General features: G+C 52.4%; 12 protein-coding genes and 1 pseudogene. 1 reads left to right on the forward strand and 12 read right to left on the reverse strand.

What is annotated here, in order from left to right:
• Positions 1-64 precede the first annotated feature (64 nt).
• The gene (locus AC0YOB_RS07260) at positions 65-1381 is read right to left on the reverse strand and encodes an ABC transporter substrate-binding protein (RefSeq protein ID WP_475792194.1); all 1317 of its coding nucleotides are present in this window, start codon (positions 1379-1381) and stop codon (positions 65-67) included.
• A 594-nt stretch (positions 1382-1975) separates the two neighbouring features.
• Between AC0YOB_RS07260 and AC0YOB_RS07265 the strand changes: the two genes are divergently transcribed.
• Positions 1976-3388 (forward strand): hypothetical protein, encoded by a 1413-nt coding sequence (locus AC0YOB_RS07265; protein WP_475792195.1) that lies wholly within the window; start codon positions 1976-1978, stop codon positions 3386-3388.
• Positions 3389-3591: 203 nt separating this feature from the next.
• Here AC0YOB_RS07265 and AC0YOB_RS07270 read toward each other — a convergent pair whose 3' ends face one another.
• From AC0YOB_RS07270 to AC0YOB_RS07320, 11 genes and pseudogenes are all read right to left on the reverse strand, one after another.
• Positions 3592-5850 carry a glycoside hydrolase family 88/105 protein gene (locus tag AC0YOB_RS07270; protein WP_475792196.1) on the reverse strand — a complete coding sequence of 753 codons (2259 nt, stop codon included), beginning with the start codon at positions 5848-5850 and terminating at the stop codon, positions 3592-3594.
• 4 nt (positions 5851-5854) lie between these two features.
• Positions 5855-7621 carry a hypothetical protein gene (locus AC0YOB_RS07275; protein ID WP_475792197.1) on the reverse strand — a complete coding sequence of 589 codons (1767 nt, stop codon included), beginning with the start codon at positions 7619-7621 and terminating at the stop codon, positions 5855-5857.
• A 135-nt stretch (positions 7622-7756) separates the two neighbouring features.
• Positions 7757-8141: pseudogene (locus AC0YOB_RS07280) on the reverse strand (carbohydrate ABC transporter permease); the annotation flags it as partial.
• Positions 8142-8320: 179 nt separating this feature from the next.
• On the reverse strand, positions 8321-9298 hold the full coding sequence (locus AC0YOB_RS07285) for a Gfo/Idh/MocA family protein (protein ID WP_475792198.1): 978 nt from the start codon (positions 9296-9298) through the stop codon (positions 8321-8323).
• A gap of 27 nt (positions 9299-9325) precedes the next feature.
• Positions 9326-10189, reverse strand: coding sequence for a sugar phosphate isomerase/epimerase family protein (locus AC0YOB_RS07290; RefSeq protein WP_475792199.1), 864 nt, complete (start codon positions 10187-10189; stop codon positions 9326-9328).
• Positions 10190-10216: 27 nt separating this feature from the next.
• Complete coding sequence (locus AC0YOB_RS07295; RefSeq protein ID WP_475792200.1) at positions 10217-11047, reverse strand: sugar phosphate isomerase/epimerase family protein; 831 nt, start codon at positions 11045-11047, stop codon at positions 10217-10219.
• A 92-nt stretch (positions 11048-11139) separates the two neighbouring features.
• A complete protein-coding gene (locus AC0YOB_RS07300; RefSeq protein ID WP_475792201.1) occupies positions 11140-12501 on the reverse strand; it encodes an ABC transporter substrate-binding protein in 1362 nt (453 codons plus the stop codon).
• 120 nt (positions 12502-12621) lie between these two features.
• Entirely contained in the window at positions 12622-13494 is an 873-nt protein-coding gene (locus AC0YOB_RS07305) for a carbohydrate ABC transporter permease (RefSeq protein WP_475792202.1), read from the reverse strand.
• Between the two features lie 23 nt (positions 13495-13517).
• Positions 13518-14468, reverse strand: coding sequence for a carbohydrate ABC transporter permease (locus AC0YOB_RS07310; protein ID WP_475792203.1), 951 nt, complete (start codon positions 14466-14468; stop codon positions 13518-13520).
• Between the two features lie 146 nt (positions 14469-14614).
• Positions 14615-15631 (reverse strand): Gfo/Idh/MocA family protein, encoded by a 1017-nt coding sequence (locus AC0YOB_RS07315; RefSeq protein WP_475792204.1) that lies wholly within the window; start codon positions 15629-15631, stop codon positions 14615-14617.
• Between the two features lie 36 nt (positions 15632-15667).
• Positions 15668-16369 (reverse strand): PIG-L deacetylase family protein, encoded by a 702-nt coding sequence (locus AC0YOB_RS07320; RefSeq protein WP_475792205.1) that lies wholly within the window; start codon positions 16367-16369, stop codon positions 15668-15670.
• Positions 16370-16380 lie beyond the last annotated feature (11 nt).

Below are 16380 nucleotides of genomic sequence, written 5' to 3' on the forward strand. Positions count from 1 at the left end.
TCCCCCCTGGCAGGTTCATGAAGGAATACGACCGACGAAATGGACATATCCCCTCATCGCCTGTTTATTTTCTTTCCTTGACAATGTTCTTGTTGACGTCGGTTTCCGCTTTTTTCAGTGTGGTTTCCACCGAATCGCCTTTGACGACGGCTACCAATGCGTCGACCAATACCTTTTTGAGATAATCAGTATTCTCGACAGGTCCGATCCATTGCCCGAACTGCATGGCATTCAGGGAAGGCTTGACGAGGGGATTGCTTTGGATGAACTGGTCGGTCAGCTGGTCTTTCGAAGGGGGAAGTGTGCCGGTTTGCGTATTCCAATAATTATTGTTCTCGTTGGTTGTAAGGAATTGAACGAATTTCGAGGCCGCTTCGATATTTTTACTTTTGGCGGAAATCACTTCCCCCCAGCCGGATTCAGCTGCAAAATACGGGGGTTGATCCGTAAATGAAGGCATCGGTACATAATCGAATTTCACAGTATCGCCGTAGGTGGCGATCCCGGATGGTATGACCCATGGACCGTCAAAATCCATAGCTGTCTGGCCTTTAAAAAAATAATCGAAGATCGAAAGCTTGCCGCCGAGCAGCTTCGTATCGGTAACCTTGTCTTCCGTGATCAGATTGCGCATTTCGGTAAATGCATGGACTGCCTCCGGGGTGGAAAAATTGATCATATCGTCATCTGTCCAATACGTTGCCCCCTGCTGGAGGATCATGGACAGGAACAGGAACGTGATGGAATCGCTCGATACAAAATCGAAGCCCCGTACCTTAATCTCATTGTTGGCATCATATTCTGTCATTTTCCTGGCGGCATCGACCAGCTCACTCCAGGTTGCAGGTACCTGAACTCCAGCCTTCTGCATATAGTCTGTATTCACCAGGATTCCGCCGTTTCCGAGGTTAAACTCCTGCGGCACGCCATACAGTTTTCCGTCGACCGTATAGGCTCCGGTTGCCGCCGGATAATAGTTAGCCAACAGATCGCCGCCATTCGGGACTTCAGCCAGTAATCCCGCCTTCGCAAGCGGAGTAACCCATGTGCCGAATACCTGAGCGACATCCGGTGCGGCGTTGCCGATATAGGATGTACGGATTTTTTGAACGTAATCGTCATAGGGGAATACCTCCACTTTGATCGAGATATCGGGATTGGCTTTCTCGAAATCCGCAACAAGCTTCTTGTTCGCGGGTACAAAGGCATCGTTTTGATGCATCCAATAGGTGAGCTGCACGGTTTTGGCCGCAGCTCCCGCGTCGCTTCCTCCCCCGTCAGCCGTCGGGCCGTCATTCGTGCCGGAGCCGGAACCCGCGCATCCCCACACGCACATACAAACCAGCAATACCGTCAAACATCCGCCGATGATACGCTTCATTCTCACAGACCTCCATTTTATAAAAGATGTGAAATAACGCTTACATTTTCAGGAGCATTGCTCGTCATGCTGACAGCTGCGACTGTCGGTAAACGTTCTAATTGTACATCGGCTTATGGGTCCGCACGCCATCCCGTACAGGGATGATCAAAGCGGAAAAAAAATATCAGATGCTCCGCGCCTCATCGGGATACATGGGCAGACCAATCTCGTTAACCTTTCGGCGAAAAAGTATCCTTACCGCCTCTTGCCGTGACGATGATCAACTATGCACCTCCCCCTTTTTCGATTCGCCAGTCATAATCCAACTCCGCACGTAATTAAAGCTCCAGCTAGTGAATGTGTTTATACGACTAATAATACTCAGTATAATGTTCAAGTCAATTACTTTTTTAATAATTTTTGATCATTTCGATAGTTTTAACGTATCATAATGAACTTTTTGTTATAAAATCAGTTCGATCAGAGAACGGTTTCTCCGCCTTGGCGTATGAAGTTCCTTTTGGAACAGCAGGCGACAAACAGCTTATTTCCGGATAAGAAGCCGCTTGTTAAAATCAAGCTGAAGATTCGTTTCTATAAGGAGGTTGTAAAATGTATGTCTATACGGGAATAAGCGAAGCGCAAAAAATCGGAAAGTATGGTGTGGATGAAAGCGCCCGCCTGATGAAGAGACTGGCCTATATTTATCGACGCTTAATGATGGTTGGGGCTGCGCATATGCCTGCCCGGATGAATTGGCATTTTAAGGCTGGCCTTGCCCGGCACCTGTTCGAGGACTCTCATGCAGCCGGGTTATTTATGAAGCGGGCTTCTGAACTGCGAAGTCCCAATGTTCAGCAGCTGAAGGATCCTGATCCGTGGCTGGCCTTGTTCTTCGACGAGCTGTTAATGGCACGATCCGATTACGAGCTGTGGACAGGCATATACGCCGTCGTAAGGCCGGAGCTCAGCAGGTTGCTGCGGCAGTATGCGCAGGATACCCAACCGCTGGTTGATTATCCTACCCTTCGCGCAATTAAACAGGTGCTTTCTGATCTGGACGAGCAGACGGCATGGGGAGAGGCCATTCGTCCGGCGCTTCTGGAGGATGCCGCCTTTTTCTCCGCGCATCGGGAGACCTATTCCATAATAACGGATGATGAAAGTACGGCTGCGGTGTTCTGCGATGAGCTGCGCAAGCTGCTGGCGCAAGTCGGTGGTTTTGAAGGCCGGGCGTTGAAGCAAGCCGAGAGCGTGCCGGACAGGAAACGTTCGCAGCAGAAGTACAACATGCCCTTGCGGGCTGTCAGAGATCCACGAATGGGCGGGGATACCCTTGGCAGAACAGGCGTGGCGAACCCGCCGACGGAGCCGGGGCTGGCGAGGATCATTGCAAATGTACGAACGCGGCAGGAGGAGCTGGGGGCGGCTGAGCTTTGCGCAGCGACGATGGTGCTGCAAAACAACATGCCATGGTCATTCTATGAGGATCTGGCGCGTCATTGCTGGGATGAAACCAGACACACATTATTCGGTCAGGCTGTGCTTGACCTGGGCGGATACGACTGGTATTCGATGCCGCAGTTCAAAGGCGACTATGACCCGCATATGATGAAGCCGGTAGCCAATTCTTACATTTGGCTGTCGATCGGCATTGAAGGCAGTGCCATGAGAAAAGACGGGATGCCGAAGGAAGCGAGAATGCTGAAAGCGGCAGCGGAGAAAACAGACAACGAGGTCGTGAAGCTTTTTGCGCAATGTGTGGATTTCGACTGGGCCGACGAAGTGACGCATCATCAGTTCGGAAGAAAATGGGCCGAGGAGCTAATGGACGACTATCGCACCTCGGAGCGGATCGCCAACCGTGAAATGGAGCTCAATTTTGCCAGAATGGCCCGCGACACATGCTCGTACTGGGAAGATAAACCTGACAGTTTCAACAAGCAAATGTTTCTGAACGATTGGAAAGATCGGCTGCGGCCGGAGCTTTTGAAAGAGTTGGACGAGGAACCCTTCCTTCCATAAACCTCCTGTGAAACGAATAATTTGGCGTTTAAACAAAAACGGGCGCCCCGGTAAAATGGGTTTGCAGCACGAGATCGCAGTCGGAATTTTCGATGCTTACGATGAGAGGATTGGCTTGCCTATACGTACTGACCCGTCAACGCAAAAAGGCTGCCGATTCTCCGGCAACCTTTTTTTTTACTAACCCCACTCTGCTGCGGATTCTATTCCTGCGCGGGAGAGCTGGACTGATCCGCAGCAGCGTTATTCAGCCTGCAGATCTCCACCCCCGCCAGCATCATAATGCCGATGCCGTGGTTGTCGTTCACGACCGTACGCAAGTCGTGCATGTAATAGTCCGGGGAGAACGAATACCGCGACCCGCTGCATACCCCGTGCACGTTGCCCTGCCGGTCGATCACTCCGCCGGTCAGGCCATGCCAGGCTTTATGGGCGGCAGCCGCATAGACCTCTTTCTCTTCCAGCCAGCCGAAACGCACGCCCCTGGCGAACGCATACGCGAACATCGCGGTACAGGAGGCTTCCTCATAGGCTTCAGGCAAATTAAGCACCTGATGCCATAAGCCCGAATCCGCCTGAAGCGCCGAAATGCCAGCGCACAGCTCGCGGAACATAAGAAGCAGCACTCCCCGGTTCTGGTGATCGTCGGGAAGCTTCTCCAACAGCTCAGACAGGGAGAACAGGCACCAGCCGTTGCCGCGGCCCCAAGGCACGCGCGTCGCCTTGGCGTATTTAAAGTCGAACACATGCGACATGACGCCTTCCGGCTCCATGAACAGGTAGCTCTTATACAGCAGGAACTGTCTGGCCGCTTCATCCAGCGCTTCGCGCTTGCCGGTTGTTATTGCATAACGCGTCAGGAACGGGGCGCTCATGAACAAGTCGTCCGCCCACATCGTATCGGCCGCGTATTCTCCCGGGCACTGCCGGTAAAACGCTCCATCCGGCCGGCGTTCCAGCTTCCGGAGCATGAAATCGGCGATAACGTCGGCGATGCGGCGGAAGCTGTCCTCTCCCGTCTGCAGATAAGCCTCAAGCATCGCCGACCCGAACGAGCCGCAGTTATCCAGCATTCGGATTAAGACGAGCTGGTGGTTCACGGAAGGAAAACCGTATTCGTCCCTGTCCCATATCGAATAGTCATACATTTCCGTACAGCTGCGGATATGGCCGAGTGCGTAATCAGACAAATCCTTCCGGTCAAGCTCGCGGGCGGTCCGTAGCAGCCCATACATCGTTACCCCAAGCGGGTAGTCCCAGCGCCCGTAATTGGTTGCGCTGCCCGTCGTCCATTTGTTGCTCAGCATGGCGTTCTCATAATAAGGCCTCACCCTTGTTTGCGGTGCATCGACCAGCCAGTACGAATGACCGGCAGCGCGGCCTTCGGAGTCGACAGCCGGATGAAGCCCGGACATCGTGCAAAGCGCCGCCGGATCCGGCTCCACCGCAGGATCCAGCGGTCCGGCATACAGCCATGCGCCTTCGCTTCCGTGGACGACGGCCGGCAGCGCCAGCGGCAGCAGTCTCCCGCCGGCATAAGCGCTGCATTCAAAACCCCAGCCGTCCGGGCCGCTTACGCTGCGCACGAGCAGCCGGTGCGCTCCGGACACAGCGGACACCCGGACCCGGTAAGTGCCGCCCGACTCCAGCTCGACTACCCTCAAATCGTCCAGCCATATGACGGTCGGCCCCAGGGCATGGCCCTCCAGCATTAGCGACTCTTCTGCAGCCGGCACTTGCAACCGGCTCCAGCCGTAAGCCGCGGAAGGTTGAACGGGAAGTCCGAACAATCGCTCGAAGTTCGGCCGCTCCGCTTCCTCCGCTGTCCACCTGGTCCGTGGCTGCCAGCACAGGCCGGTTTCTTCTTCGGCCCGCTTGAAATCGGGAAAACCGTTCTCGCTCCCGAATAATCGGTTTTTCACAGCTTCCGTGAAAACCCAGCCCGCACTCCCGGTCCTGTCCGCAAAGGGAGCCAGCACCTGCATAATGCGCACCTTCGCCTCGTCTGACCCAAAGAGGCAGCCGAAGCCGGCAGCCGTCTTGCGCGCCTCCACCAGGAAGGCGTTCCAGCCCTTGCGCAGCGCAAGCGGCACAATGACCTGCTCGCCCGGCTTCATCTCGTCTACCGCACTGGACCGGTACAGGCGCTCTTCATTGACGTACAGCATTACAGGACCGAGCGGTTCGATGACACCGTCGAGCGATCGTTCATCGTCACTCCATACCAGCCCGTATGCGTATGCGTAGTCGCCGATAGCCGCTTCGGGCAGCTTGGCGGAAAAATCCATATCGTAAAGCCCGTCCTCCGTTTGCAGCATGCCTGATTTGGCAAAAGCGCGCAGCGCGAAGGGCACGGGAGGATTTGCGCCGGCGTAACGTCCTGCCAGCACCTCCAGGATGCGGCGCTCATCGTCGCCGAACCAGTACCGCGCGCTTTCGCGCGCCTCCATATAGGCTGTCATGTCCTCATTCCTCTCGTTTGCCGTCATGACTGTTACCGGGCGACAGCCGGATATCGAACGTCTTGTCATACGGCGTCAATAGATTAACGATCAGGGTCTGGCAATCCGTCGGATAACTTGTATTGCTAAGCACCTTGGCCCGGTGATCGTGCGCCCCTCCATCCACCTCGATCCAATCGTTTCCGGCGGTTAAACGGGCCGTACCTTTTTCCCAAAACAGGGTTCCTGTCGCTGCCGACGAAAGACTATCCCCGGATAACACGCCTTCCTTGCCGAACACGAAAGAGATTTGCGTCATTAAAATTTCCGGCTGCCCGCAGTGGATGCGAATGCGCCAGCCTTGTTCGGTTTCCGTTAGCTCTACCTCGACATGATGCTGCTGTTCGTGCGTAACTTCCCGTAAATGATGGGGCAGCAAATACCAGGGACTGACTGGCCCGCGCGCGGTTTCCGGCAAATGCTGTTTCGCAACGGGGCCGTAATACCCCTTCTTCTCGGTCGCCGTTAACCGGTAGCCGCGCTCCAGATACTCCATCCGCTTCAGCTTGACGAAGCCCGGCTCGAAGGACGCTGCAATTTGCACGGCAAGCAGCCGCGCCGCCCCATGCCGCAGCGCAAAAAACGAGTTCGTTTCGGTCATAACCGTCGCACTTGTCGCTCCGCTCCGATGTCTGGCGACGGGAGCGCCGAAGTCGGGATGCAGCCGGCTGTGATAGATTCGGCCGCCGTGTCCTGCCCCATCCATCCTGCTTAGGTAAAGCTCGCGTGGAAAGCTGCCATTTATGACGACCCGGTAGTTGTCCGGCATCTCTGCAGGCTGGACCGGACAATTGCGAAGCTCCGGGTAACGCAGAAAACCGATCAGTGCGTTATTGGGCAGTCCCCCGGGATGCGTCAGCGCTTCGCCCGCAAGCCCGGCTATTGCGGCAAACAACGGATCGCCGTCGCGGTTCGCCATCAGCTTGGCGATTAGAAAATAGGTTCCCATGCTGTATATGCTGCCAAAATCCTGACGGCCGGAAAAATCCGTCACAACTTCGCCGTCGGGATGAATCATATGCGCCATCATCCGTAAATTCTTCCGCACGGGTTCCAGCAGATCCGGCAGGTTGAATAGCTCCGCCGCATAAAAAAGGACGATATCGCTTACGGCGTTATAAATGCCGTTGCTCCGCTCCGTCCACTCCCCGTCTTCCGTGCAGTCGATCCCTTCCGCGAGCCACTGCTCCGCCCTCTCCTTCAGTTCGGGCTGCCCCGTCAGCTTGTACATAAATCCCAGAGCAGCGGTAATGACCCAGCGGTGATTCGGAGTGTGGCAGCCTCCCGTAAGCAGGGCCGGGATGGTCCGCTCCAGAAAGGTCCGGATATCCTCCGCCGCTTGGCGCGCAGGCTCCCACGCATGGGCGGCAAGCAGCTCGTAGACCTGTGCCAGGCCGCTCACGACGAATGCGGTATCCGGAGGCGAGTGCATATTCGTCCATGGCGGCGAAATCGTTCCGTCCTCATGCTGGAAACTCAGCATGTACCGGGCACTAAGCTCCAGCCGCAACAACAGCCCGCGATCATGATAGAACCGGGATTGCTCATTAATGAGTGCGGATGCCCAAATAGCCATGACCATCGGCGTTCCGCCGTGACTCGGCCAAGCGATGCCGTTCACGGGATCGGTGACTCCCCCGTAAAACCGGCTTTCGCCGTCGAGCACTTGATGATCCATTCCGTCTTGTACCCAATGGTCATTGATGGAGACCAGCTTATCGTAAATGTTCATTAGTCCTCCCTATCTTTCCTCAGCCATCATTTTCCGCCCTTAGGCGATACTAGAATGCTACAATTTTTAAGAGTATCTGAAATTTCTCCGGACTGCAAGCGCCCCCTTGCTTAAAACCTGCACGCATCCCCGTCTTTACCCCTTCACGGCGCCGAGCATCACACCGCTTACGAAGTAACGCTGCAGCCACGGGTAAACCAGCAAAATCGGCACCGTGGCAAAAATGACGCTGGCCGCCTTCAGACTTTCCGGCACGACGGTCGCCATCTGAGCCCCTTCCAATCTGCAGAAGGTCTGATATCATATTGTTCTGGATGAGCTGATACAGCTTCAGCTGCAGTGGATAAAGCTCCGGGCTGTTGATATACAACAGCGTGTCAGTAAATCCGTTCCAGCGGCCCACCGCATAGAACAGGCTGAGTGTCGTGATAACCGGGAGCGATAAAGGCAGCATAATACCGAGCAGCGTCCGAAAATGGCTGCTGCCGTCGATTTCAGCGGACTCCTCCAAGCTCTCCGGACCGTTTCCTTATGCGAAATGTCATTGATCACGATAAAGGACAAGATAAATTCTTCCTCACATTGGTTTCGATCCTCTTAGCTTTATAAATCAAGCCCCTATAATAAAAAAAAGAAAGCCCGGAAAAACATAGGCTTTCTCTGCAAGCTAGAATCACTGCTATATAAGAAGTGATATTGTCATCCAGCTTGTGATCCAATTCTTACAGACTCTCCGGAATCGGCAGATTGATGGGCTGCAAGCGTTACCGCAAGCGTCTTGATGCCCTCCTCGTAAGGAGCCAGAATGAGGCTGCGGTCGCCAGTGATAATCGCTTCCAGGAATGCTTCATCCTGTGCCTTATAGAAGTTCGTAGTGCTTTTTATTGTCATGGTTTTGCCGTTCTCCATAATCGTGAGCGCCGACCAGTCGATAATCACGCGCCAGCCACGGCCAATGACTTCAAGGCTTGAGCGTCCGTCAGGCTGGTCAACGAAAGACGTATCGAGATGGCCTATCGCACCGGATTCCAGAACGAAATTGACGGAATACACGTCAGGTATGCTGATGTTCGCGACGTCATCCATTACGCGCAATGCCATATCGGCTGATACCTTAACGATGTCGCCCGCAATATAGCGAATCAGGTCAAGGTTATGCGTCGTTTGCTCAACCAGCTGGCCGCCCGACTTTGTGATATCGATCCACCAAGGGACAGGCACGAGACCGCCGAAACGATGTGCGCGAACCATCGCAATTTTTTTGTCCTTCAAATATTCCCTTGCTTGGGCAACGGTGTCCAGGTAGCGAAGACAATAGCCAGTACCCACGATAATACCGGATTTCTCTAAAACCTGCTGCTTTCTTCTTACGGTATTCAAGTCAAGGCCAACCGGCTTTTCAACAAACAGGTTGATCCCCTTTGCCGCAACCTTCTCTTCCATATCTCCATGCGCAAAAGGCGGAATGCAGAGAAAGACTGCGTCAAGCGGTTCTTTCTCAAGCATTTCGTCAACATTCGTATATGCCTTTACGCCGTATTTCCCGGCCGCTTTGTCGGCATTGGCCTTCGCAATGTCACAAATCGCAACAAGGTCCGCCTTCTTGCTGTCGTACAGATGCTGCAAATGATCCGCGCCGATACCGCCTACGCCTACTACTGCTACTTTAACCGCCATCTTGTAAACATCCTCTCCTATAAAATTCTAGGCTTCCGCCCATAACCGCTTTGCGTTTTCGATGCCGATTCTCGAGCCTTTCCGACAATCCTCCATACCTTCGAACTCGATGGAGATATAACCGTCATAGCCAGAAGCTTTCAGTAGCCTGATCACCTCAAACATATCGATGTCGCCTTGACCAACGATTGCACCACGGAGATAATTGCCGCTCAATGTCTGGAACCAGCCCTCGCCGGGATTCTTATACGCCGGACGAAGATAAAAATCCTTGAGATGGACAATGGATGCATAAGGAAGATTTTTCTTTACTGCGGCTGCGGGATCCTCGTCCACGCACATAAAGTTCCCGATATCCAGTGTTGTCTTATAATTGGGCCTGTCAACTGCATTTATCAAGCGTTGAACCCGGTCGCTGGACTGGATATAAAAGCCGTGATTCTCAATGCTGGTCGTTATGCCATATTGCATAGCATGATCCGCGACGATTCGGACTGCATTCACCAATTTTTCAAAGTCTTCCGTATATTGGCGCTCGGTGCTTTCCTCTTTCGGCCGGAACGCGACATCATGGCGCATTGTTTTTACGCCCAACTGCTCAGCAATGTCAACATGCTTCTTGACTCGTTCGATTTCCTGCGCGTAATTGCCGCTGGCCGGACTGATGAAATTGGCGCTGATGCAGTAGTTGGAAATATCGATACCCGCATCCTTCGCCTTCTGCACGATGGCGGGGATCAGCTCAGGAGTGTCAGCCAGATCAGAACCGAACGTCGAAATCTCCACGTGCTCCCCGCCGTTGTCGGCGATCCACTGGATGGCATCGAGTACATCCATATCCCCGGCCTTGATTGCCTGGGACAGACTATATGTGCTTAAGCCGATTTTCACTCGCTATCACAGCCTTTGCTATTATTGTTATTTCACTTCTCCGCTAATAATGAATTCGATATGACGCGCCGTATCATAGATCAATTGGTCCGGCGTGGACTTGTAAGCATCCAATTCGGCGGTAAGGGTATCCGTGTATCCGACTTCATTCAATGCCTTCCTGACTGCCGCCCAGTTGATGTCTCCTGCAAGAAGCGGAACGAATCCATTGTAGTTTCCTGCGCCTGTTTTGAATTCCTTCACATGCACCTTCTTGATCCGCTTGTTCAGAATACGAATCCACTGGTCCGGGAATCCCCAAATCATAACGTTGCCCACGTCGAAATATACTGCCGCATACGGAGAATTCAATTCGTCGACGTAACGCGCCATTTCCAGAGGCGAAAGGAGAAACTTGTTCCAAACATTCTCAATGCCCATATGGATCTTAAGCTTTTCCGCAGTCGGCAGGACCTTCGTCAATTCCTCCTGGCTTCGTTTATAAACGATGTCATAAGGCACTTCTTCCGTCACTCGGCCGGGAATGACCAGAATCGTATCGATTCCAAGTATGGCGGCAACTTCAAGCTGTTTTCCCACGGCTATGTGGGCCATCTCTCTGATGGATTCATCGTTTGAGGAAAACGGGTATTTGCCCAACAGGCCGGTGGACAAGCTTCGCAATTTCAAATTGTACTTTTCAGCAAGCTTGCCGACATCCTCAACTTGGGAGGCGTTCATATCGATCGTCAAACCAACGCCGCCCGGCTCGTACAGATTCAATTCGACAGCATCGTAACCCGCTTTCTGGCAGGTATCGAAAATGGTCTCCAGCGGCGTTCCTTCCGGAAAACACCATTGATTTATTCCCTTCAACATTATTCAAGTCTCCCTCCCATTCTATTATTCCAATTCTATCGATTCTTTTAGATTGGAGAGTCAAAGTAACCCGGTCCCTCCCGCCCGCTTCATTACTTCAGGTTTTTGGACCAGTTTTCTGCACGCTTCTGGAGGCCGTCAAGAAACGCCTTGCTGTCGGGCGCATTGCCTTTTGCAGCTTCGGAAATGAAGCCGTTGACAGCCGAGTTTATATCGGACTGAAAGAATGGATTCACTTCGTCCATAAGCTTGGAATGGGCGAGGTCTGCGATTTTCAGCGCTTCTTGAACATACATGTCTTCAGGCAGGATGAAGTCCGGGCTCTTGAGGGTAGGCGTGTAAGAAAAGTATTGGTAGTTATGCTTTTGCGTCTCATACCCGGCAAGGAACTTCATAACTTCCCAGGAAGCTTCAACGTTCTTTGCATCTTTGGCCATGACGAACGGATCGACAGCCACCCAGCTCTCGCCGTTCGGCCCCATGTTCATGGCGGGTACGAATCTGTCCAGATTAGCCTTGTCTTTGGTGGTTCTGAAATCAGACATCGTGGAGCCGGCATTGTTATCAAGTGCAATTGCGATGTTATTCTTGGACAATCCGAAGTTCTCGGCGCCTTGTGCGTTGACGAATCCCGGAGGCGCCAGCGGCGCTGCTTCCTTCAGCCAATCCATAACCTTGACCATCTCCGGGGAGTTTAACTGCCATTTGATATTCTTCATGTCTGAAAGGCTGCCCTCAGCACCGCTGGCGCCGAAAGCAAGCGTCAAGGCTACCATTGTAGAACCGTTGATGGTGTTACCGCTCCAATAGATACCGTAGTTCTCTTCTCCCGTCTTCGGGTTCTTGCCGGTCATTTTTTTCGCTGCTGTCAGTATTTCCTCCGGTGTGGCTTTGGCAGAAAGCGGTTCTACGCCCCAATCCTCGAACAGCTTTTTATCATAAATCGTCATACGGCGGCCTAAAACTGCAGGAATACCGAATTGTTTTGTTCCGTCAAGCGACTTGGTCGAGTAGGAGTTGTTCCACACGCCATTCAGATAAATGCCGGGACCAAAGTCAGTGTCTACGTCGATCAGATCGTCAATATCGCGAAGCAAACCTTCCTGGTACCATTGAGCGGCATAAGCGCCACCGGTATACATGACATCAACATCTTTGGAGAGCAGCATGGCGGATTGTTTTGCTTTTGCGTTTTCCCAAGGGATTTGATAGATTTCGAGCTTGATATTCGGATATTTTGGTTTGAAATTCTTCTCCAGAAATTCGTTCAAGCCTACGGAGTTGTTTCCTGTCAGCGGGTCAATACCGTTCTCGAGCGTCCAGCCTGCCAGAGCAACACGAACGGTTCCTTCCGGTCCCCCGTCGCTAGCCGGAGCGTTGTTGTTTCCTCCGGCGCAAGCAGCCAGAGACAGGGCCATGAAGATCGCAAGAGCAGCAAGCACGATTTTCTTCATTTGTTCAAAAACCCCTTCCGATTTTCGAATTTTGGCGAACTCTTACCTTTTCGGGTCAAAATCGAGTCCAACTACCAGGTATTGAATATAGTTCACCTCCCTTGAATACATCCGGTCCAATTACTGCTTGATACCGGAAAGTGCGATGCTCTCGATGATATACCTTTGCAGGAACAGGTACAGCACGAAGACCGGTAGCAGACTGACTGTCGTTGCGGCTAATATTATGGAAGGAAAACGATTGAGACCGTTGTTGTAAGCGAACATCCCAAGACCGAGCTGGATGGTGAATTTGTCCGCGCTTTTCAGTACAAGCAAAGGCCAGAGCAAGTCGTTCCATACGCCCAGAAACAGGAGAATGACAAGCGTTGCGACAATCGGCGCACACAAGGGCAAGTAAATCCGCCCGAATACCGTGCCTTCGCCTGCCCCGTCAATAATCGCGGCTTCCCGCAAAGCGCCAGGAAGCTGATCCATGAAAGCTTTCGCCAGGAATGTACCGAAGGTGTATCCGATGGCTGGAAGGTAGAACGCCCAGTAGGAATCAAGCAGGCCGAATTTGCTGAACATCATGTACTGCGGAATCATGGTCATTTCGAAAGGGATCATCATGGTGCTAAGAGCCAGCACCAGCACAACCGTCGCGCCTCTGAAACGAATCTTGGAAAGCGCATAGCCGGAGAGCAGGGCGGATAATACGCTGATTACGATTGTACCGATACTGACGATGAGAGAATTAACGATATATCTTAACATTGGCACGTTGGTGAACGCCGCCTGATAGTTTTTCATTGAGGGCTCAGCCGGAAAGAATCTGGGCGGAAAGCTAAGTTCAAGTCTGGCCGACCAGTCAAAGCTGGTACTGAGCATCCAGATAAACGGTATGATCATGAACAATGAACCGAAAGCCAGCAAAATCATCAGCGTCCACTGTGTTATGGCATCGGCGCGGCGTTTTGAGCCGTTTTTAATAGCTGCAGTCTGAAAAGACATCTCCCTCCATCCCTCCCCAAAATTTAATCAAGGCTGTCTTTTTTGGTGTTCAGCCGAAGCAAGAGAACCGTCAATATGAAGATGACAATGAATAACAGGTAGGAAGCCGCCGTCGCCATTCCCATTTGATTGGCAAGAAATGCGTTCCGGTAAATGTATAACACCGAGGTAAGCAAGGAACCGCTGGGATTACCGGCCGTACCGCCAATCAACCAGACATCGGTAAATCGTTTCATGCTCTGGATAGTGCCCATGACGAGCATGAACACGAAAATTGAACGCAGGTACGGGATTGTGATATAGAACCAGCGCCTCAGCCCGCTTGCGCCGTCTACTTCGGCCGCTTCATAAAGTTCCCGCGGAACACTCTGCAGACCGGCAATGAAGATGATGGTATTGTAACCGAGCGCTCCCCACATGCTCATGAGCACGATGGTAATCCGGGAGTAATTCGGATCGGTGAACCAGCCGACAGGATCAATGCCTACAAAGCCAAATGCATAGTTGATGATACCCTGATTGGTGGGGAAGAACATGAAGGTGAATAGCAGAGAAGACGCGACTGCGGATATAACGTTCGGCAGGAAGAAGATGCCTTTGTACCAGTTCTTGGCTCCCCCCCACTTCAGGCTGTTGATCATGCTGGCAAGAATGAAGGAAACCATGATACCGAGGATAACGGACAGAAAACCCATATAAAATGTGTTATAAAGCGATTGCCAAAAAATCGGATCATTCAGAATGTAATTATAGTTGTTCAAACCGACCCATGTACCGCCAAAGCCTGTTCCCGAGACTTGTTTAAAGCTCATAAGCAAAGCAGCGAGCATCGGGTAAATCGCAAAGATTAATATGCCCAGCACCAGCGGTGAAACGAACAGAAAACCCGTCCAATCATTCTTTTTGAGCCAGTCTTTTCGCTTTATCTGCCGCATTTGCGGCTGTCCGTCGAGAATTCCTGTTTTCTCAGCCATTAATTAGCCCCCTCTCCCAAGCGTCATAGGCGTAAGCTGTTCTGCGGACCGGCTAGCTGCCAAATTCGACAATGAGCCGAGATGGGCCTGGGCAATCCCCCCGATCCCTATCAGGCTTACACGCTTGTTTATTATCCAGCCGCCACCTATCGGGTCAACGGTAATGTTATCTTTTTGCCGGTCGCTGCCGACTCGTCGATTGCAAAGCAGACTTCCATCGATTTGAATGCATCGAAGAAATCGCATCGGGTTTGTTTCTTCTGAACGATGGATTCAACGAAATCATTGATTTCATGCACGAACGGGTGGTGGCTGACATCACCGCTGTCCGGAAGAATCGTAGGCACGGTCGCGTACTCGGTTTGGCCGGGCAGCTTATGCGTGAATACTTGATTGTTCATCACAGAGCCTTTCTCGCCCAGAAGATGAATGTTGAAGCGGTAAGGCGTTTTGCACTCGAGCGAAGACGACACTTTGCCGATACCGCCGTTCGCAAGCTTGAAGATCGCCAGTGTGTTCGGATCGAACTCATAACCGGACTCCTTCCTCGTTCCGCAGCTGTAAGCCGTAACCTCCTCAATATCGCCGGAGAAATAACGCACCGCATCTACCGCGTGGCAGCCTGCGGAAAGCATGCTGCTTCCTCCAAGTTCTTTCTTGCTGCTCCATCTGTATTGCCCGTAATGCGGACCGATATCGTGCCAGTAGTCGATCTGCGCCATGAAGACGCGGCCCAATGCATCGTCATTGATCAGCGATTTGATGTTGTCGAATCCGGGATTCCATCGAAGAACAAAGCTGACGACGGTCGTGACCGGGTTTGCCGTGAGTGCATCCGCCATTTTCCAAAGGTTCTCCTTGTTCATCGCCATCGGTTTTTCAATCACCAAATGCTTTCCGCTCTGGGCAGCCAGAATTGTCTGCTCCGTCCTGACCTCAGGCGTTGAGCATAAAACAACCGCATCCACATCAGGATCCTGAACCATCTTCTCATAGGAATCAAAAACCGGCGTATCAAAGCCCATTTCGGTCAAGCGTTGTTGTGCGAAAGCGCGGTCCCGGCTGTAGATTCCGGCTAACTCCGCCCCCGGGTTCTGTACGGTCGCTTTCATGTATTCACCGGCAACCCAGCCCGTTCCGGCAACAGCTATTCTGATCGCCATTCTGCAATACCCTCCCTTTGAAATAATGACTATTACTTATACGGGGAACCTTACCGCGTTCGGCCTGGTCCAGACCATGTGCTGGATAAAACCTTCCGCGTAATTGCAGCCCGCCTGAATTCCGCGCAATTTGCCCAATGTAGCCACGAAGTCCACGATATCCACATTGTCGTGTTCCTTCAGCCAAACCAGTTGGCTTTGGTGTTTCTTAAGCATTTCAATCTTCGTTTGAAATGTTTCTTCAACGTCGACATAGATCGTCGGTTGAAAATTGATACCCGATAAATTATCCATGTAATATAGCGCTGGTATTTTATCTGCCACCGGGATGTCGGAGAAGCCGGGCAATGTCGCAAGGAAGGACGTGTCGAAGACCAGCTTGCTGACCGCCACATGATCGGGCATGTAATCATTGGGAGCATGGGTGATGATCATATCGGGCCTGACCGTGCGGATCAACTCGATAAACTTCAGCCTGGCTGCTTCGCTCTCGCTGGAAATTTCGCCGTCCTTCAGCCCTAGGGAGATCACTTTGCTTGCGATGACCGCTCCCGCATCCTGTGCTTCTTGCTGCCGGATACGGATCAATTCCTCAGCCGGAATCATGTAGTGGCCTTTATCTCCCGTGCTTGCGTGGCACAAAATGACTTCGTGTCCGATCCGTTTCATTTTTGCCAGAGTGCCGGCACATAAAATTTCGGTATCATCAGGATGGGCGCCAATGGCCAGAACCATCATGCTAGTTGCTC

It is taken from the genome of Paenibacillus sp. JT31N17, assembly GCF_056269255.1.